The sequence below is a fragment of the Mycobacterium sp. 2-64 genome (assembly GCF_035918375.1).
GTDB lineage: Bacteria > Actinomycetota > Actinomycetes > Mycobacteriales > Mycobacteriaceae > Mycobacterium > Mycobacterium intracellulare.
Map to the genome: position 1 here is coordinate 912,607 of NZ_CP142361.1, position 18,079 is coordinate 930,685.

21 protein-coding genes are annotated in these 18,079 nt (G+C 68.3%); 12 read left to right on the forward strand and 9 right to left on the reverse strand.

Annotated features, from left to right (window positions below):
• Nucleotides 1-112 precede the first annotated feature (112 nt).
• From groES to QGN31_RS04400, 3 genes are all read left to right on the forward strand, one after another.
• On the forward strand, nucleotides 113-415 hold the full coding sequence (gene groES, locus QGN31_RS04390; RefSeq protein WP_007167930.1) for a co-chaperone GroES: 303 nt from the start codon (nucleotides 113-115) through the stop codon (nucleotides 413-415).
• 95 nt (nucleotides 416-510) lie between these two features.
• Nucleotides 511-2,133, forward strand: a complete 1,623-nt coding sequence (gene groL, locus QGN31_RS04395; RefSeq protein ID WP_008260188.1) for a chaperonin GroEL — start codon at nucleotides 511-513, stop codon at nucleotides 2,131-2,133.
• A 134-nt stretch (nucleotides 2,134-2,267) separates the two neighbouring features.
• On the forward strand, nucleotides 2,268-2,930 hold the full coding sequence (locus QGN31_RS04400) for a hypothetical protein (protein WP_008260187.1): 663 nt from the start codon (nucleotides 2,268-2,270) through the stop codon (nucleotides 2,928-2,930).
• 95 nt (nucleotides 2,931-3,025) lie between these two features.
• Here QGN31_RS04400 and QGN31_RS04405 read toward each other — a convergent pair whose 3' ends face one another.
• A complete protein-coding gene (locus QGN31_RS04405) occupies nucleotides 3,026-3,598 on the reverse strand; it encodes a TetR/AcrR family transcriptional regulator (RefSeq protein ID WP_014385756.1) in 573 nt (190 codons plus the stop codon).
• Between the two features lie 118 nt (nucleotides 3,599-3,716).
• Between QGN31_RS04405 and QGN31_RS04410 the strand changes: the two genes are divergently transcribed.
• Entirely contained in the window at nucleotides 3,717-4,661 is a 945-nt protein-coding gene (locus QGN31_RS04410) for an oxygenase MpaB family protein (RefSeq protein WP_008260185.1), read from the forward strand.
• Between the two features lie 49 nt (nucleotides 4,662-4,710).
• Here QGN31_RS04410 and QGN31_RS04415 read toward each other — a convergent pair whose 3' ends face one another.
• From QGN31_RS04415 to QGN31_RS04435, 5 genes are all read right to left on the reverse strand, one after another.
• Nucleotides 4,711-5,361: a DUF1345 domain-containing protein gene (locus tag QGN31_RS04415; RefSeq protein WP_014942867.1), complete on the reverse strand. Its 651-nt coding sequence runs from the start codon at nucleotides 5,359-5,361 to the stop codon at nucleotides 4,711-4,713.
• A gap of 22 nt (nucleotides 5,362-5,383) precedes the next feature.
• The gene (locus QGN31_RS04420) at nucleotides 5,384-5,797 is read right to left on the reverse strand and encodes a hypothetical protein (RefSeq protein ID WP_014942866.1); all 414 of its coding nucleotides are present in this window, start codon (nucleotides 5,795-5,797) and stop codon (nucleotides 5,384-5,386) included.
• Nucleotides 5,798-5,852: 55 nt separating this feature from the next.
• The gene (locus QGN31_RS04425; RefSeq protein ID WP_014383246.1) at nucleotides 5,853-6,587 is read right to left on the reverse strand and encodes a superoxide dismutase family protein; all 735 of its coding nucleotides are present in this window, start codon (nucleotides 6,585-6,587) and stop codon (nucleotides 5,853-5,855) included.
• A gap of 70 nt (nucleotides 6,588-6,657) precedes the next feature.
• Nucleotides 6,658-7,137: a hemerythrin domain-containing protein gene (locus QGN31_RS04430; RefSeq protein WP_014942865.1), complete on the reverse strand. Its 480-nt coding sequence runs from the start codon at nucleotides 7,135-7,137 to the stop codon at nucleotides 6,658-6,660.
• Nucleotides 7,134-8,006 carry a Rieske 2Fe-2S domain-containing protein gene (locus tag QGN31_RS04435; RefSeq protein ID WP_038537467.1) on the reverse strand — a complete coding sequence of 291 codons (873 nt, stop codon included), beginning with the start codon at nucleotides 8,004-8,006 and terminating at the stop codon, nucleotides 7,134-7,136. Before QGN31_RS04435 ends, QGN31_RS04430 begins: the two co-directional genes overlap by 4 nt.
• Before the next feature lie 358 nt (nucleotides 8,007-8,364).
• On the opposite strand from QGN31_RS04435, the gene QGN31_RS04440 reads away from it, so the two are divergent.
• Both QGN31_RS04440 and QGN31_RS04445 read left to right on the forward strand, forming a co-directional pair.
• Nucleotides 8,365-8,862 carry a GreA/GreB family elongation factor gene (locus tag QGN31_RS04440; protein ID WP_008260175.1) on the forward strand — a complete coding sequence of 166 codons (498 nt, stop codon included), beginning with the start codon at nucleotides 8,365-8,367 and terminating at the stop codon, nucleotides 8,860-8,862.
• Nucleotides 8,863-8,882: 20 nt separating this feature from the next.
• On the forward strand, nucleotides 8,883-9,017 hold the full coding sequence (locus tag QGN31_RS04445) for a hypothetical protein (protein ID WP_014385754.1): 135 nt from the start codon (nucleotides 8,883-8,885) through the stop codon (nucleotides 9,015-9,017).
• 25 nt (nucleotides 9,018-9,042) lie between these two features.
• On the opposite strand, the gene QGN31_RS04450 is transcribed toward QGN31_RS04445, so the two are convergent.
• Entirely contained in the window at nucleotides 9,043-9,345 is a 303-nt protein-coding gene (locus tag QGN31_RS04450; RefSeq protein ID WP_009952496.1) for a WhiB family transcriptional regulator, read from the reverse strand.
• Nucleotides 9,346-9,747: 402 nt separating this feature from the next.
• On the opposite strand from QGN31_RS04450, the gene QGN31_RS04455 reads away from it, so the two are divergent.
• The 3 genes from QGN31_RS04455 (at nucleotide 9,748) to QGN31_RS04465 (ending at nucleotide 11,809) form a co-directional block, all read left to right on the forward strand.
• On the forward strand, nucleotides 9,748-10,539 hold the full coding sequence (locus QGN31_RS04455; RefSeq protein ID WP_014942863.1) for a hypothetical protein: 792 nt from the start codon (nucleotides 9,748-9,750) through the stop codon (nucleotides 10,537-10,539).
• Between the two features lie 90 nt (nucleotides 10,540-10,629).
• Nucleotides 10,630-11,208 (forward strand): sigma-70 family RNA polymerase sigma factor, encoded by a 579-nt coding sequence (locus QGN31_RS04460; RefSeq protein ID WP_014381051.1) that lies wholly within the window; start codon nucleotides 10,630-10,632, stop codon nucleotides 11,206-11,208.
• On the forward strand, nucleotides 11,195-11,809 hold the full coding sequence (locus tag QGN31_RS04465) for an anti-sigma-D factor RsdA (protein WP_014942862.1): 615 nt from the start codon (nucleotides 11,195-11,197) through the stop codon (nucleotides 11,807-11,809). Before QGN31_RS04460 ends, QGN31_RS04465 begins: the two co-directional genes overlap by 14 nt.
• Here the strand turns inward: QGN31_RS04465 and QGN31_RS04470 are convergent.
• A complete protein-coding gene (locus QGN31_RS04470; RefSeq protein ID WP_014942861.1) occupies nucleotides 11,803-12,216 on the reverse strand; it encodes a DUF5319 domain-containing protein in 414 nt (137 codons plus the stop codon). The two genes, QGN31_RS04465 and QGN31_RS04470, sit on opposite strands and share 7 nt — an antisense overlap.
• Nucleotides 12,217-12,437: 221 nt before the next feature.
• Here QGN31_RS04470 and guaB point away from each other — a divergent pair, with 221 nt between their 5' ends.
• The 3 genes from guaB to QGN31_RS04485 all read left to right on the forward strand — a co-directional run bounded on the left by guaB (nucleotide 12,438) and on the right by QGN31_RS04485 (nucleotide 17,026).
• Complete coding sequence (gene guaB / locus QGN31_RS04475) at nucleotides 12,438-14,033, forward strand: IMP dehydrogenase (protein WP_014942860.1); 1,596 nt, start codon at nucleotides 12,438-12,440, stop codon at nucleotides 14,031-14,033.
• 7 nt (nucleotides 14,034-14,040) lie between these two features.
• Complete coding sequence (locus tag QGN31_RS04480; protein ID WP_008260152.1) at nucleotides 14,041-15,168, forward strand: GuaB3 family IMP dehydrogenase-related protein; 1,128 nt, start codon at nucleotides 14,041-14,043, stop codon at nucleotides 15,166-15,168.
• A gap of 121 nt (nucleotides 15,169-15,289) precedes the next feature.
• Entirely contained in the window at nucleotides 15,290-17,026 is a 1,737-nt protein-coding gene (locus QGN31_RS04485) for a GMC oxidoreductase (protein ID WP_009954983.1), read from the forward strand.
• A gap of 112 nt (nucleotides 17,027-17,138) precedes the next feature.
• Here QGN31_RS04485 and QGN31_RS04490 read toward each other — a convergent pair whose 3' ends face one another.
• Nucleotides 17,139-18,041 (reverse strand): TauD/TfdA dioxygenase family protein, encoded by a 903-nt coding sequence (locus QGN31_RS04490; protein WP_014942859.1) that lies wholly within the window; start codon nucleotides 18,039-18,041, stop codon nucleotides 17,139-17,141.
• Nucleotides 18,042-18,079: the final 38 nt, after the last annotated feature.

Consider the following 18,079-nt stretch of genomic DNA (forward strand, 5'->3'; position numbering starts at 1 on the left):
CGAATGCCGAACACCTGATAATTCGGCAGGTTCCGGGCCCGCCCCGGACCGGCCACCAACTCCCGGTCCGGGCTCGTCCCGGACCCGACCCAAACACTGGAGGGCTCCAATCGTGGCGAAGGTGAACATCAAGCCACTCGAGGACAAGATTCTCGTGCAGGCCAACGAGGCCGAGACCACGACCGCGTCCGGTCTGGTCATTCCCGACACCGCCAAGGAGAAGCCGCAGGAAGGCACCGTCGTCGCAGTCGGCCCCGGCCGGTGGGACGAAGACGGCGAGAAGCGCATCCCGCTGGACGTCTCGGAAGGCGACACCGTCATCTACAGCAAGTACGGCGGCACCGAGATCAAGTACAACGGCGAGGAGTACCTGATCCTGTCGGCGCGCGACGTGCTGGCTGTCGTCTCCAAGTAAGAACCGTGTCCCGCCCCGGCGATCCCCGCGTCCGCGCGGGTGATTTCCGGGGCGGCATGCGTTAGAGCCTCAGAGCTGGGGCGTGAAGGAGCCTGATGAGCAAGATTATTGAGTACGACGAAACGGCGCGCCGCGCCATCGAGGCGGGCGTGAACACGCTCGCCGACGCGGTACGCGTGACGTTGGGCCCGCGCGGCCGGCATGTGGTGCTGGCCAAGGCATTCGGCGGGCCCGCGGTCACCAACGACGGTGTCACCGTCGCGCGGGAGATCGACCTGGAAGACCCGTTCGAGAACCTGGGCGCCCAGCTGGTGAAGTCGGTGGCGACCAAGACCAACGACGTCGCCGGCGACGGGACCACCACGGCGACTGTGCTGGCCCAGGCGCTGGTCAAGGGCGGCCTGCGCCTGGTTGCGGCCGGCGCCAACCCCATCGAACTCGGTGCGGGAATCTCCAAGGCCGCCGACGCGGTGTCCGAGGCCCTGCTGGCGTCGGCCACCCCGGTCTCCGGGAAGGAAGCGATCGCCCAGGTGGCGACCGTGTCGTCGCGCGACCAGCTCCTCGGCGAGCTCGTCGGCGAGGCGATGACCAAGGTCGGCACCGACGGCGTAGTCAGCGTCGAGGAATCCTCCACGCTGAGCACCGAGCTCGAGTTCACCGAGGGCGTCGGCTTCGACAAGGGCTTCCTGTCGGCGTATTTCGTGACCGACTTCGATGCCCAGCAGGCCGTGCTGGACGACCCCGTGATCCTGTTGCACCAGGAGAAGATCAGCTCGCTGCCCGACCTGCTGCCCATGCTGGAAAAGGTCGCCGAATCCGGCAAGCCGCTGCTGATCATCGCCGAGGACATCGAGGGCGAGCCGCTGGCGACCCTCGTGGTCAACTCGATTCGCAAGACGCTCAAGGCCGTCGCGGTCAAGGCGCCGTTCTTCGGCGACCGCCGCAAGGCGTTCCTCGAGGATCTGGCGATCGTGACGGGCGGCCAGGTGATCAACCCCGACGCCGGCCTGCTGCTGCGCGAGGTCGGCACGGACGTGCTGGGCTCGGCCCGCCGCGTGGTGGTCAGCAAGGACGACACCGTCATCGTCGACGGCGGCGGCGCCAAGGACGCGGTGGCCAACCGCATCAAGCAGCTGCGCGCCGAGATCGAGTCCACCGACTCCGACTGGGACCGCGAGAAGCTGCAGGAGCGGCTGGCCAAGCTGGCCGGCGGTGTCGCCGTGATCCAGGTGGGTGCCGCCACCGAGACCGCGCTCAAGGAACGCAAGGAGAGCGTCGAGGATGCCGTCGCGGCCGCCAAGGCCGCCGTCGAGGAGGGCATCGTCGCGGGCGGCGGCTCGGCGTTGCTGCAGACCCGCAAGGCGCTTCAACAGCTGCGCGGCTCGCTGACCGGTGATCAAGCGCTCGGCGTCGACGTCTTCTCCGAGGCGCTGGCGGCCCCGCTGTACTGGATCGCCACCAACGCCGGGCTCGACGGTGCGGTGGCGGTGCACAAGGTGACCGAGCTGCCCAACGGCCACGGGCTGAACGCGGACAAGCTCACCTACGGTGACTTGATCGCCGACGGTGTCATCGACCCGGTCAAGGTCACCCGCTCGGCGGTGCTCAACGCGGCGTCGGTGGCGCGGATGGTGCTGACCACCGAGACGGCGGTCGTCGACAAGCCGGCCGAGGAAGCCGATGACCACGGCCACGGCCACGGTCATCACCACCACTAGGCGACTAGACACGGAACACCCCCGGCGAAACCGGGGGTGCTTCGTTTTTGGAGGCAATTTCTGGCGTCGCACCTAACCGCCCAAAAGGCTGCATCGACATCGAATGTAATTCTGGTTCAGGTAAGTTGCGGCAAGTGAACTCGCAGGGGCGATTGGTGCCGCGGATCCTGCTGACTCTCGTGCTGACCTTGTCGGCCGCGGGTTGCGGCAGTGGCACATCGGATTCAAGTAAGACCACGACTGCTACGACGGCCTCGACCGCATCCGGCGCCCCCACCCAACGCATCCTTTCCGAGAAGGCGCTCACCGAGGCGCTACTTGGCGTGCAGGACCTTCCTGCCGGGTACAGCCAAGACCCTCCCTCGGACAGGTCGGTCGACAAGACATTCTGCGACTACAAGCCGGCCTTCCAAGAGAAAAGCTATGTGAAGCGGGACTTCACCAAGGGAGGTGGCCTGTCCGCTGAATTTCTCAAAGTCGGGTTGCGCCAGTACGCCGACGCCGATCAAGCTAGAGCGTCGTTCAAGTCCTTAACCGATGCCCTCGCAACCTGCACGGGCGAAACCTACAACGGTTCCAATCTCACTTACGCGCCGATGTCCGCGCCAAAGGTCGCCGCTGGCTCAGTCGGAGTCAAGATCACTGCCGATGGCGCCAGCCTGCTTTCGTTCTTCGCGGTCGATGGGCCTGTCCTCATCAATACTGGCGGTGGCGGATTAGTGAATGCCAACGCCGACGAGGTCATAAAAACCCTGGAATCCCAAGTTAAGAAGTACGAAGCATTGGCGAAGTCATAGCCAGCTTATGCTTCCGAAGCTCGATGTGCGGACCGCCGCATGACCCGGGGTAAGTCTCTCGATTCTTCCGCCCCGGCGCCCCGGGGTGTTTTCCTTCAGGGCTCGGTGCGGCCCGCGGCCAGCAAGCCGGCGGACGCGAACTTCAGGCCGGCCCGCAATTCGTCGAGCCGGATGGGATCGTCCGACTCGATGTAGCGCATGGTCGTCGCCACGGCCATGTTGAAGAACAACCACGCCAACGCGCTGGGGCTGAGCTCGTCGCGGTATTGGCTGCGGTAGTGATTCATGTGCAGCGTGGTCATCGCCAGCAGCGTGGCGTTGAGTCCCGAGACCTTGTCGAACGTGCGGACGTGGTCGGGCCGTTCGGCGAGGTAGCGGATCAGCCGACGGTTGGCGATGGTGTAGTCGATCAGGATGTCGATCGATGACTCCATCGCCGACTCCGGCCGGTCGAGGGTGATCCCCCTGAGCATGTCCTCGATTGCGGGAGCCTGCTCGGCGGCGAGCCGTTCGATCGCCGCGTTGATGATTTGTTCCTTGTCGGCGAAGTACTGATAGATCGAGCCCTTGCTGACGCCGGCCTTCTCGGCGATCAGGTTGGTGGTGATCTGCTCGGGCGCGTGCTGGCGCAGCAGCAATGTTGTCGACGACACGATTTTCGCGACCATCTCGCGAGAGCGTGCTTGCTGCGGCGCTTTTCGGCGCCTTGAGCTGGACTTTGCGGTGCCCACATGAACTCCTAACGCGACTTGAACGCGACCTTACGGTCACATTAGCGTCGGCGCCATGACCGCAAGTCCCGAAGTCGATGTCCGCCGGCACTCCGAGGACCAACAGGACGCAGAAGAGATCGAACTCGTTCCGCCGGAATCGCTGACCGCCGAGCACACCGGGCGCTGGACATTCCTCATCCTCGAGGGCGCGGCGTTCATGATGCAGGCCATGCACCCGGTCATCGCCGAAATCACCGGCCGCTACTCCGCTGCCTTCCACGGGGACCCCGGCGGCCGCGCGATCCGTTCCGTCGACTCGGTCCTGCGCTGGACCTATGGCGGCACCGAGGCCAGGGCGGAAGGTGACCGCGTCCGTGCGATGCACCAGCCGATCACCATGAAAAGCGCCGAGACCGGTAGGCAGATCAGCGCTTTGAATCCCGAGGCCTATCAGTGGGTGATCGCCACCGGCTACATCGTCAACGCACAGGCCGGGCGGTTGTTGATCGGGCGCGAGTTCACCGAGGCCGAGAAAGAGGAGCTGCTGCGCGACAACCGCCGGCTGGCCCGGCTGCTCCACGTGCCCATGCGCGGCTATCCCGAGTCGCAGCAAGAGATGGCCGACTATTTCGAAGCGATGATCGACACGCTGCGGGGCACGCCCCAGGCGCTGCAGCTGATGGAGGACATGAAAACCGGCAGGGTCGACGTGCCGCCGTCGTTGCCGAAAGCGCTGGCGCCGTTGGTGCGGGCCGCGGTGCTGCCCGCGCTCCGGCTCAACTACCTGTCCGTCGTGGGGTTGCTCGACCCGCGTCTTCGCGAAAAGCTCGGCGTCACTTGGAGTCCCAAGGAGGAACGTCAACTCATCCGCGTGTACACCGCGATCCGCACCGCCTACCGCGTGCTGCCCGACCGGCTCACCTACTTCCCGCTGGCGTATCACGCCCGCAAGCACCACCAGTGCCTGGAGAAGATGAAGCAGCGTCAAGAGAAGTCGTTCGCCTATCACCTTCGGTGACGTTTCCGGATAGGTCTGTGGCGCAACGCGTTCCACTCGACCGCACGCGTCAGAACTTGGCGCCCAATCCCGCGATCAGGTTGATGGTGACCGCCAGGACGACCGCGCCGAGCAGGTAGGACAGCAGCGCCTGGCGCAGCACCGTGGCCCTGATGGAGGTCAATCCGATCTCGGTATCTGACACCTGATAGGTCATGCCGACCGTGAAGGCGACATACGCAAAGTCGCGAAAGCGCGGCGGCTCCGGGTCGTGGAAGTTGATTCCGCCCGGTTCGTCCGAGTAATACAGCCGCGCGTAGTGCACGGTGAACAGCGTGTGCACGGCGAACCAGGACGCCGCGACGGTCAGGATGCCGACGACGGCGGCTTCCACGGCGCCGGGACCCGAACGCGACGCCGCGGCGACCACGTAACCCACCCCGCCCAGGCTCGCGACGCTCGCCGACACGATGACCGCGTCGGATGCCCACCGGGTGGGATCCTCCCGGGTCGCATATTCGCGGGTTTGATCGGCATCCATTCCGCCCAGGATGAGCCGCGTCCACACCACGTAGACACCAGCGGTCACGATCCAGCCGACCAGCGCGAACCGCCAGCCGACCGTGTTGCCCACCCCAAGGGCGACGGCGACTCCGAGCACGGCGGCCACCACTATCCGCGCCCCGACCGTGTCGCGAAAGAAGTCGGCGAGGGGTTTCACAATCCCGACCTAAGCACGATCCTCAGCGCCCGACGAGGACCCCGACGATGACGATGCCTACGCCCACCAAGATCGCCAGCGAGAGCGACACCAACCCGAAGCTGACAAAGCTCTCCTTCGCCGTCGAGGCCTCAAAGTCGCCCGCCGCGATGGGCGCGAATCTGCGACCGGCGCCCCACGCCGCCGCGAGCAGCGTCGTCAACCAGTTCGCGTAGGCCGCGTACACGATGAGCGCGACCGCCGCGATTCCCCACGCGTGGGGCAGGTGAATGTGCGGCCACAGCAGACCGAGCAACACGAGGAACATGCCGTTGAGCAACGCCTCCAGGTGGCTCGACAACCCCATGCGCGCGTTCTTCAGGGCGGGGACGGCCAGCCCGGTGAGCAGGCCGAGCAGAAACAGGACCAGACCCAGGGTGAACAGCGCGGTCTGCATCTCAGCACAGTAATTCGCCGTCGCGGGGCCGGCGCCGTTTTCGGGGCCTCAAGCGTCAGCGGGTGCCCGGCGGCAGGCTGGGCGGGGTCGTCACGGTCGTGGTCGGCGCGGACGTCGTGGTCGGGGTGCTGGTGACCGTGACGGTGCTCGTGCTCGTGCTCGTCGACGGCGGTGGCACGACGACTGTGCTGGTGCTGGTGCTGGTTGTGACGCTGGTGGTCGACGAGGTCGTCGTCGCCGACGCCGCCGCGATCACACCGCAGGCGATTCGTTTGTTCGACTCGGCGGTGGGGCCGCCGCCCAAGTTGTCGACGCTCTGGTGCAGGATCAGGGCGCTGCCCGAGCTGCTTCTCAGGTCCGCGGCGGTAAACGAGTTGCTGGTGGTGACCAGCTTCGCCGAGCCGTCGGAGCGCACCTGCAGCGCGGTCAGGTCTCCGCTGGCGGGGTAGCCCGTGTGATCGGCCGCCTGGTAGACGCTTCCCGCGGAGTCGAAGTCGCCCTCGCATTTGCCGACCGAATGGATTTGCAGCCCATGGAAACCGGGGCTCAGCACCTGGTTGGGGCCGGCCTCCACGGTCACCGTGGCGTAGCCGTTCGCGAATTCGAAGGTGGCGTTGGCGACCGGGATCCCGTCGGCGGTCTTGAGCTGGGTGGTCAGCCGCTCCGCGCCCGGGGCGGGGCTGGTCAGCGGCGACGTATTGGGTTGGCTGCCCTGCTGGTTCGCGCAGGCGGCCAGCGGTGCGAGGGTCGCGGTGAGCGCCGCGACCGCAAAGGATGCGCCCTTGTTCATGGGCGGTGCCTACCCAATTCGCCGATTTCAAAAACGGGCACGACTCGCCGCAGCGCCAGATCCCCGCCCGTCACAGCGAACTGAGCAGGGCCGCGCGGCCGCGGACGCGGAGCCGATTGAGCGTCGACCCACGCAGCCGGGCGATGCGCTCGACCATTTGATTCCCGAGACTTTCGAGCAAGTCCTCGCTCAAATCTATTGGGGCCGGACACAAGTCGCGTTCCTCCTCGCTGGCATGGGCATCGAGGACGGTGACGAATGAGCGCCATTCGTCTTCGTAGTCCGGCGCGGTCGGCGACGTCCGAAGGAGCACCGCCAGCTGATCCCAGACCTGGCGATGCTCCGCATGGGCGATCGCGACGAGTGTGCTCGCCGCCGACACGGCGGGGTAGAACAGGTCGTCCTCGATCCGCATGTGGACGTCCAGCTCAATCAACAGCTCGTCGAGGGCGACTTGGCGCTCGTCGGCCTCGGGCGGTATCGCTGTGATCCTCTCGCAGAGTCCGCGTAAAACTCTGTGGTGCTCGAACAGCACGTCGTAGGCGTTCACTGCGCGACTCCGCGCACCTCGATCAGCCCGTCGCGGATCCGCACCGGATAACTCGGCAGCGCCGCTGTTGCCGGTCCGCGCAACACTTCTCCCGATTCGCACGCGAACCTGGAACCGTGCCAGGGGCAAACGATTCGATCGCGGTCGATCCAGCCGTCGTTCATCGGCGCGCCCAGGTGGGGGCAGTGCTCGCCGACGGCCAGCACCCGGCCTTCGTTGCGATAGAGCACCACGCCGACGCCGGCCACCTCCACACGCCGCGGCTGGCCATCCAAGGACGCGACCGCCAGCACCGGTGTCCACCGGTCTCCGCTCAGCCGGGCGCCGGAGCGGTCAACCCCGGTGCCCGATGCGAACACCAACGTGCCGCCGAGGTAGCCGGCGCCGAGGGTGAGGCCGTAGCCCAGCGCGCTCGCCGCCATCCCGCGCCGGTGCCGCCCGCCCCGGCGGTCCCACCAGGACACCGCGTACAGGCCGGTGGCGATGGCGTTGAGGGCGCCGTGGACGAGACCGATTCGACGCGATTGTTCGTGGGTGTGCTGCCAGTCCGTCAGTCCGGTGGCGGCCGCGCCGACGCTGCCGGCGAGCCCGACGCCCAGCGCAAACCTCGACGCGTCGTGCAGCGGCGCGGCGCGGCGCGGCAACACGCCGACCGCATCCATTGCGACCGTCGTCGTCAGCGCTCCCATCGGAATCGACGTCAGAGCCGGATGCAGCGGATGACCGAGCCAGGTGCCGTGCAAGAAATTGCTGATCCGATCCCGGTGCCGACCCGCCGCGGCGAACACGAAGGTCAGAGCGTGCTCGAGTCGGTAGCTCGGCCGATCCAGCCACGCTTGTCGTCCCAGTGTGGTGCGCCCATGTGCCACAGTGCATCCCCTTCGGGTGCGAGGACCGGCGCGGCGCAACGCGTCTCGACGCCGCGTCGGCTATAGACCGCGGCTGGCCCGCCGCGTCCATGTCTGGTTCACGGACTGCGGATGCGAATCGTTCATTCGACGGCCGGCCGGGCCGTGCGGCGGCGACGACATTGTCGGGGCTCGACAACGAGCCCCCTCCCCGTTGTCCGGTGGGGGCAAGCGCCACTGCGGCCGGTCACGCGACCATGGAATCAGCAAGGGACGCAGACTTCGCCCAACCCAGGGCGCGCCCAGTCGTCAGGGGCGGTGCACCGGCCCGCCCGCCCCTGGCGGCAACCCCCTCCGACACGAAAGGACGCCACGCGCCATGACCACCATCCAGCGCATCCGGATGACGCCGCAGGACTACACCCGATTGCACGACGAACTGGCCGGGCTGCGTTCGCGCCGCGGGGCCGAGGTTCCCGACGACCTCATGGACTACAACCCGAATCGCCGTGCGCGCCAGTCCGTGTGGCGCGCGCGCATCTGCGAGATCGAGGGCCTGCTGTCCCACGCGGTCGTCGTCGGCGAAGGGGCGGCCTTTGACCCCGTCGCCGAAGCGGGCATGGTGTTGACCATCCGCTACGACGACACCGGCGAGACGGAGACGCTTCTGCTCGGCCGGCCGTGCCCCGAGGCCGCCGGCATCAAGGCCTATTCGATGGCGTCCCCGCTGGGTCGCGCGATTGCCGGCGCCCGCCCCGGCGACCAGCGTTTCTACGCCATCCCGGGTGGGACGGGGCGGTCCGTGACCGTGCTAAGGGCCCTGCCGTACGAAATGCATGCGGCGAAAAGCCTTGGGCCACAGGTGGTCTTACGGTGATGCAGACTATGGAAGCAACCATGCCCGCGGAGAAGGCGAAATCGCTGTTCACCCAGCGTGATTCGGCGCACGTTCCGGACAAGCAGATCCACCGCTGGGAAGGCGAGGGCGGCGCGGAGTACCTGCCCAGGTCGCATCGACGGCCGGAATACTAGGCCCGCGCCGAAAGACGATCGGGGGTCAGGCGCTGCGCCGGATGCCGCGGCCGATGTCACCCTTGAGCAGCAGGTCGCGCTCGGATTCCGACAGGCCGCCCCACACCCCATAGGGCTCGCCGACTTCGAGGGCGTGCGAACGGCATTCCTGGATCACCGGGCATTGCCGGCACATTTCCTTGGCGCGTTGCTCGCGTTGCATGCGGGCGCGCCCGCGCTCGCCGTCGGGGTGGAAGAACATTGCTGAGTCAACGCCGCGGCACAAGCCCTGCAGTTGCCAATTCCAGATGTCGGCGTTGGGTCCAGGTAGCTGCTCCGGCTGTGGCATTGGTTCGTTCCCTCTCTGCACGGCCCGCCCACGTGCGGTCGGGTTCGCGAAAGCGATTGTGTGCAACTTAAATTAAGTGGAGTGGAGTCCCCGATGACTACCCGTCGTGTGTAGACGTTAGGGGCGACGGTGAATTTCCGTCAATAGCCACTTAGCCCGGCAAAGTATGTGTCCTTTGGTGCAAAATTAACGTTGCGTTCATCTCGAATGAAATGGCGCCTCCGACGGGGCGCTACCAGGCGGTTGTCCGAAACGTGATTTCCCAGCTCAGCGCCGACCGCGCCCGCGGACCGAATTTATCCATGGGCTATAGTGATTAACTGTTCGGTAACAGGAAGACCACAAACTGTTTACTACATCATTGTGATTGAAACTCGTCACACTTCCTTGATTGGGCGGCGGTTGGCCGACGCCGCGTTCGGAGACGGGCCCGGCGACTGGCCGCTGCCGTCGGCGACGACGCCGGCGCAACTGTGGCTGCGCGCCGTCGCGGCCGGGGGACAGGGGCGCTACGGCGCCGCGCAGCGCGACCTCGCGGCGCTGCGGCGCGCCGCGCCGGCCGGCCGGCTGGCCTCGCTGGGCATGAGCACGCAGGGATCGTTCCTGCGCCAGCTCGGTTGGCACACCGTCGCGCGCCGCTGGGACGGGCGCGCCCTGGCGCTGGCCGGCGCCGATCCCGAGGCGGGCGCCGACGCCCTGATCGGGCTGGCGGCCGACGCGCTGGGCGTGGGGCGATTCGCGGCCGCGGCGGCGCTGCTGGCGCGCGCCGACCCGCTGCTGGCATCCCCGGACCCCAAAACGCCCGTGCCCGACCGGATTTCGGTGCGCCGGCGGTGGGTGGCCGCCGAACTCGCGATGGCCCGCGGCGAGGGTGACGTCGCCGTCCGCCATGCCGGCGAGGCGGTGGAGCTGGCGACGGCCATGAGCGTCCCGTCGGCCCGGCACCAAGTCAAGAGCGAGGTGGTGCTGGCCGCCGCGCTGTGCAGCGCGGGAAACATCGAGCGCGCCCGCGCGGTCGCGGACGCCGCGCTGCAGACCACCGGCCGGTTAGGTCTGCTCCCGTTGCGTTGGGCGTTGGCGTGCTTGCTGATCGATATCGAAAGCGTCACGTTTTCGGCACAGCAACTGCACGAAATCCGGGATGTCTGCGCAGGCCAGGTGCGGCACGCCGGTGGAACGTGGCGTTCCGCTTGAATTGGGCCCTTGCCCGTTATTGTCATTTCGTTAGTTAGCCCAGTTGGCCCGCGATGTGTCCGGTTCGTAACGTTAGGGATATCACCGTCGATGACAATTCCAGCAGGGGAACGTCTCGATGCCGTGGTCGCCAAGGCCGTCACCGGAGACCACGGCGCGCTGAGGGAGGTGCTGGAGACCATCCGTCCGATCGTCGTGCGATATTGCCGGGCCCGCGTCGGCACGGTCGATCGGGGTGGCCTGTCAGCGGATGACGTGGCGCAGGAGGTGTGCTTGGCGACCATCACGGCGCTGCCCCGCTATCGCGATCGCGGACGCCCCTTCCTGGCCTTCCTCTATGGCATCGCGGCCCACAAGGTCGCCGACGCCCATCGGGCCGCCGGTCGTGACCTGGCCTATCCCACCGAATCGATTCCCGAACGGTGGTCGCCCGACGCGGGGCCCGAACAGCTTGCCATTGAAGCCGATTCGGTGAGCCGGATGAGCGAACTGCTCGAAATCCTGCCCGCCAAGCAGCGCGAGATCTTGATCCTGCGCGTCGTCGTCGGCCTGTCCGCCGAGGAGACCGCGGCCGCGGTCGGCAGCACCACGGGGGCGGTCCGAGTTGCCCAGCACCGCGCGTTGTCGCGGTTGAAGTCCGAGATGATTGCGGCAGGTGACTGTGCCTGAATCCCTGGATGAATTCGCCCGCACCGACCTGCTCCTCGATGCGCTGGCCCAGCGGCGGCCGGTGAGCGTCGAGGACCCCGACGTCGACGTGCTGACCACGATGCTCGAGGACTGGCGCGACAACCTGCGATGGCCGCCGGCCAGCGCGCTGGTGACGCCCGAGGAGGCCGTCAACGCGCTGCGGAAAGGACTGGCCGAGCGCCGGCGGGGCCGTCGCGGCCTGACCGCCATCGCCTCGGTCGCCGCCGCGCTGATCGCGCTCAGCGGTTTCGGGGCCATGGTGGTCGAGGCCCGTCCCGGCACCCCCCTGCACGGGCTGCACGCGATGTTCTTCGACCAACCGCGGGTCCACGAAAAGCAGGAAATGCTGGCCGCCAAGGCCGACCTGGCCAAGGTGCAGGAATCGATCGACCGCGGCGAGTGGGAGCAGGCCAAGAATCAGCTGACCGACGTGAGCAGTCTGGTGCAGTCGATCGACGACCCCGTCGCCAAGCGGGAGCTGATGAATCAGCTGAAGCTGTTGAACGCCAAGGTCGAATCGCGCAACCCGAACGCGACGCTGCCCTCGTCGGCGGCTACGCCGGGTGCGCCCAATCAGTGACGGCGGTGGAAGCCGTCGGCGTCTGACGTCGCCTCGTTGAGCGCGGCGTCGGCGTAGCCCCGGCAGTAATCCCACGTGACGTAGGCGTCCGGCTCGGGGTCATAGGCGGGCTCGTGCGGGCGCACGGTGCCGTCGATCAACAGCTGCAGCAGGTTGGCCCGCAGCATGTCCCAGTCGTGGTAGTGATCCTGCTGACACTCGTCGCAGCAGACGACGAGCCCGCGAATGCCTTTGTGCGCCAGCAACGCTTCGTACACCGCCAGGTCAGCGAGGTCGGCCTCGACGGCCATCCGCTCCTGCTGATCCAGGGGCTGGCCCGGCTCGACGGCTTCCAGTGCCGCCGACGGATCACAGGGGTCGTCGGCGAAAGGGTCGGGCGGCAAACCCGGTGGGAGGTGGTCGCGCACGCCCCTAGCCTACGCAGCCCGGTCGGGATAACGCCAGCAGGGAGCCGCCCGCCGTTCCCGTTCCGTTCGGGGTGCGCGGCGCGCCCCGAGCAAGCGAACTCTCACGCTGTGCCCGATTGGCCGGCTTCCTCCTCGCGCCGTCCCGGCGCGCATCGTCACCCGGCGAAGGGGAGCCGATAGGATGGGTTTTCTCACGCCGCATCGTATGGAGGACCCCACTGATGACCCGTGGCACGTCCCACCTGGAAGCCAGCTCTGACCTCGTCGGCAGTCCGTATGTGCGGGTCGGCGGCCTGGTCGACGACCCGGTGCCCACGGGGGGCGACAACCCGCACAAGATCGCGATGCTGGGGCTGACCTTCGACGACGTCCTGTTGCTGCCCGCCGCCTCCGACGTGGTCCCCGCCACCGCCGACACGTCCAGCCAGCTCACCAAGAAGATCAGGCTCAAGGTGCCGCTGGTGAGCTCGGCGATGGACACCGTCACCGAGTCGCGCATGGCGATCGCGATGGCGCGCGCCGGCGGCATGGGTGTGCTGCACCGCAACCTGCCCGTCGCCGAACAGGCCGGCCAGGTCGAGATGGTGAAGCGCTCCGAGGCGGGCATGGTCACCGATCCGGTCACCTGCCGCCCGGACAACACGCTGGCCCAGGTCGACGCGCTGTGCGCCCGGTTCCGCATCTCCGGCCTGCCGGTGGTCGACGAATCGGGCGCGCTCGTCGGCATCATCACCAACCGCGACATGCGGTTCGAGGTCGACCAGACCAAGAAGGTCGCCGAGGTGATGACCAAGGCCCCGCTGATCACCGCGCAGGAGGGGGTGTCCGCCGACGCGGCGCTAGGCCTGTTGCGGCGCCACAAGATCGAGAAGCTGCCGATCGTCGACGGCCACGGCCGGCTGACCGGGCTGATCACCGTCAAAGACTTCGTCAAGACCGAACAGCACCCGCTGGCCACCAAGGACAGCGACGGCAGGCTGCTGGTCGGCGCCGCCGTCGGCGTCGGCGGCGACGCCTGGGTGCGGGCGATGATGCTGGTCGACGCCGGGGTGGACGTGCTGATCGTGGACACCGCGCACGCGCACAACCGGCTGGTGCTCGACATGGTCGGCAAACTCAAGGCCGAGGCCGGCGACCGCGTCGAGGTGATCGGCGGCAACGTCGCCACCCGGTCGGCGGCCGCCGCGCTGGTCGCCGCCGGCGCCGACGCCGTCAAGGTGGGCGTGGGGCCGGGGTCGATCTGCACCACCCGGGTGGTCGCGGGCGTCGGCGCGCCGCAGATCACCGCGATCCTGGAGGCCGTCGCCGCCTGCGGGCCGGCCGGGGTGCCGGTGATCGCCGACGGCGGGCTGCAGTACTCCGGCGACATCGCCAAGGCGCTGGCCGCCGGGGCGTCGACGGCCATGCTGGGCTCGCTGCTGGCGGGCACCGCCGAGGCGCCCGGCGAGCTGATCTTCGTCAACGGCAAGCAGTTCAAGAGCTACCGCGGCATGGGGTCGCTGGGGGCCATGGCGGGCCGGGGCTCCGGGACCGGAAAGTCGTACTCCAAGGACCGCTACTTCGCCGACGACGCGCTCTCCGAGGACAAGCTGGTGCCCGAGGGGATCGAGGGCCGGGTGCCGTTCCGCGGCCCGCTGTCTTCGGTGATCCACCAGCTGACCGGCGGTCTGCGCGCGGCCATGGGGTACACCGGATCGTCGACCATCGAGGAACTGCAGCAGGCCCAGTTCGTCCGGATCACCGCGGCCGGGCTGCGGGAAAGCCACCCGCACGACGTCGCCATGACGGTCGAAGCCCCCAACTACTACGCGCGCTGAGGCCCAGATGGTCGAGATCGGGATGGGCCGCACCGCCCGTCGCAGCTATGAACTGAGCGAAGTCAGCATCGTGGCGTCCCGGCGCACCCGGTCGTCGCAGGACGTGTCGACCGCCTGGCAGCTCGACGCCTACCGGTTCGAGATCCCGGTGCTGGCGCATCCGACCGATGCGCTCGTGTCGCCGGAGTTCGCGATCGAGCTGGGCCGCCTCGGCGGGCTGGGCGTGCTCAACGGCGAGGGGCTGATCGGCCGGCACGCCGATGTCGAGGCCAAGATCGCCCAGCTGGTCGAGGCCGCCAGCAAGGAGCCCGAACCCTCGGCGGCGATCCGGCTGCTGCAGGAATTCCATGCCGCCCCGCTGAACCCGGACCTGCTGGGCTCGGCCGTCGCCCGCATCCGGGAGGCCGGCGTCACCACCGCGGTGCGGGTCAGCCCGCAAAACGCCCAGGCGCTCACCCCGGTGTTGCTGCAGGCCGGCATCGACCTGCTGGTCATCCAGGGCACCATCGTCTCCGCCGAAAGAGTGGCCAGCGACGGCGAGCCGCTGAACCTGAAGACGTTCATCTCCGAGCTCGACGTGCCGGTGGTCGCCGGGGGCGTGCAGGACCACCGCACCGCGCTGCACCTGATGCGCACCGGCGCCGCCGGCGTCATCGTCGGCTACGGCGCCACCCGGGGCGTGACCACCAGCGACGAGGTGCTGGGCATCAGCGTGCCGATGGCCACCGCGATCGCCGACGCGGCCGCCGCGCGCCGCGAATATCTCGACGAGACCGGCGGCCGGTACGTGCACGTCCTGGCCGACGGCGACATCCACACCTCGGGCGAGCTGGCGAAGGCCATCGCCTGCGGCGCCGACGCGGTGGTGCTGGGCACCCCGCTCGCCGAGTCCGCCGAGGCGCTCGGCGAGGGGTGGTTCTGGCCGGCCGCGGCCGCGCACCCGTCGTTGCCGCGCGGGGCGCTGCTGCAGATCGCCGTCGGTGAACGGCCGCCGCTGCGGCAGGTGCTGGGCGGGCCGTCCGACGACCCGTTCGGCAGCCTCAACCTGGTCGGCGGGCTGCGCCGGTCGATGGCCAAGGCGGGCTACTGCGACCTCAAGGAATTTCAGAAGGTCGGGCTGACCGTCGGTAGCTGACTCGTCATCGGCGGGTGCCCGGCCAGGCGGGCGCGGGACGCCGACCGCGCGGCCAGCCGGGCGCCCGCGCATCGGCGGAGGCCGCTGGTTTGTTACCCGCGAGTAAGGCCATACTGGTGCGATGAAGCCGGATTACGACGTACTGATCATCGGTTCGGGTTTTGGGGGCAGCGTCAGCGCATTGCGGCTGACGGAAAAGGGCTACCGCGTCGGCGTCCTCGAGGCCGGACGCCGGTTCGCCGACGAGGATTTCGCGGAGACGTCCTGGGATCTGCGCAAGTTCCTGTGGGCGCCGAAGCTGGGTTGCTACGGCATCCAGCGCATCCACCCGCTACGCAACGTGCTGATCCTGGCCGGCGCCGGCGTGGGCGGCGGCTCGCTGAACTACGCCAACACGCTGTATGTGCCGCCGGAGCCGTTCTTCAAAGACCAGCAGTGGTCGCACATCACCGACTGGCGCGACGAGCTGATGCCGCACTACGACCAGGCGCGACGCATGCTGGGCGTGGTGGAAAACCCGACCTTCACCGACGCCGATCGCGTCGTCAAGGAGGTCGCCGACGACATGGGCTGCGGCGACACGTTCGTGCCGACGCCGGTCGGGGTGTTCTTCGGCCCCGACGGCACCAAGGCGCCGGGCAAGACCGTGCCGGACCCCTACTTCGGCGGCGCCGGACCCGAGCGCACCGGCTGCCTGGAGTGCGGCTGCTGCATGACCGGGTGCCGCTACGGCGCCAAGAACACCCTGCTGAAGAACTACCTCTATCTCGCGGAATCGGGTGGGGCGCAAGTCATTCCGATGACGACCGTGAAGCGGTTCGAGCAGCGCCCCGACGGGCTGTGGGAGGTCCGCACGGTGCGCACCGGCAGTTGGCTGCGCCGCGACCGGCGCACCTACACCGCCAAGCACCTGATCCTGGCCGCCGGGACGTGGGGCACCCAGCACCTGCTGTTCAAGATGCGCGACGAGGGCCGGCTGCCCCGGCTCTCCAACCGCCTCGGCGTGCTGACCCGCACCAACTCCGAGTCCATCGTCGGGGCCGGGCGCCTGGAGGTCTCTCCGGATCTGGACCTCACCCACGGGGTGGCGATCACGTCGTCGATCCACCCGACGCCCGACACCCACATCGAGCCGGTCCGCTACGGCAAGGGCTCCAACGCGATGGGGCTGCTGCAGACGTTGATGACCGACGGGCCGGGCCCCGAAGGCACCGACGTGCCACGCTGGAAGCAGTTGCTGGACACCGCCCGTGAAGATCCGCGCGGAATGCTGCGGCTGCTCAACCCGCGCCAGTGGAGTGAGCGCACCATGATCGCGCTGGTGATGCAGCACCTGGACAACTCGATCACCACGTTCACCAAACGCGGCAAGCTCGGCATCCGCTGGTACACCAGCAAGCAGGGCCACGGCGAGCCGAACCCGACGTGGATCCCGGTGGGCAACGAGGTCACCCGCCGCATCGCCGCCAAGATCGACGGCGTGGCGGGCGGCACCTGGGGCGAGCTGCTCAACATCCCGCTGACCGCGCACTTCCTCGGCGGCGCGGTGATCGGCGACAACGCCGACCACGGGGTCATCGACCCCTATCACCGGGTCTACGGCTACCCGACGCTGTATGTGGTGGACGGCGCGGCGATCTCGGCGAACCTGGGCGTGAATCCGTCGCTGTCCATCACCGCCCAGGCCGAGCGGGCCGCGTCGCTGTGGCCGAACAACGGCGAAAACGACCGGCGCCCGGCGCAGGGCGAGCCGTATCGCCGGCTGGATCCGATAGCGCCGGCGCACCCGCGGGTGCCCCTCTCCGCCCCGGGCGCGCTGCGCTGGTCACCGGTCGATCCGGTCAGCTCGGTGGGCTAGCTAGCTCCCGTGACGATCGCGAGCGCGGCGTAGCCGGGCGCTGCGGGTCGTCACCATCAGCTCCCGTGACGATCGCGAGCGCGGCGTAGCCGGGCGCTGCGGGTCGTCACCATCAGCTCGCCAGCACCTCGAGCGGTGTGCCGCTGACCACCCGGCTGCGCTCGCCGTGCACGTTGACCGGCACGTCGCCCATCAAGGTGATGCGGTGCATGAGCCGGGGCTGGTCGTCGTAGTCGTCGATGGCCCGGTGCTGGGTCGCGCGGTTGTCCCACATGGCGACGTCGCCCGGCGCCCAGGCCCAGCGAATGGTGTTCTCCGGCATGGTGATTCGTCGCTGGAGTAGCTCGAGCAGCACGCTCGACTCGTGGTTGTCCAGGCCCACGAAGCCGCGCACGAAATCGCCGGCCAGCAGCGCGCGTTCACCGGTCTCCGGGTGTACCCGCACCACGGGATGCTCGGTGCGGAAGTCGGGCTTCTCGAAGGCTTGCCGAAACGCCCGCTGCGCGTCGCTCATCGACATGACCGCCTCGGTGGACACGTAGTCGTAGCGGTTGGTGTGCAGCGCCCAGAGGTTTTCCACCAGGGCCTTCAGCGGCTCCGGCAGATGCTGGTAGGCCGCCACGGTGGAGGCCCACAGCGTCGAGCCGCCATAGGAGGGCAGGGTGACCGCCCGCAGGATCGAGGCCGCCGGGTAGTTGGCGGCGAACGTCACGTCGGTGTGCCAGCGGGTCGCCTTGCCGTACTCGGAGTCGATCGGCGTGATCACCGGCATGTGCTTGGCGGCCAGGGCGGACGCGGCCGGGTGGCCGATGGGGGTGCCCAGCAGGCGCGCGAAATCGAGCTGCTGCTCGTCGTCAAGGTGGTGCTGGTGGCGAAAGAAGACGACCTTGTGCGTCAACAGCGCCCGGCGGATCGTCTCGACCGCGGCGTCGTCGAGGTGGCCGCCGAGGCTGACGCCGTCGATTCGGGCCCCGATGCGACTTCCCAGCTTGGTGACGGTGATTTGAGCAGTCATGTCGTGTTCCTCGAGTCAAAACGGGTGTAGTCAAGTGA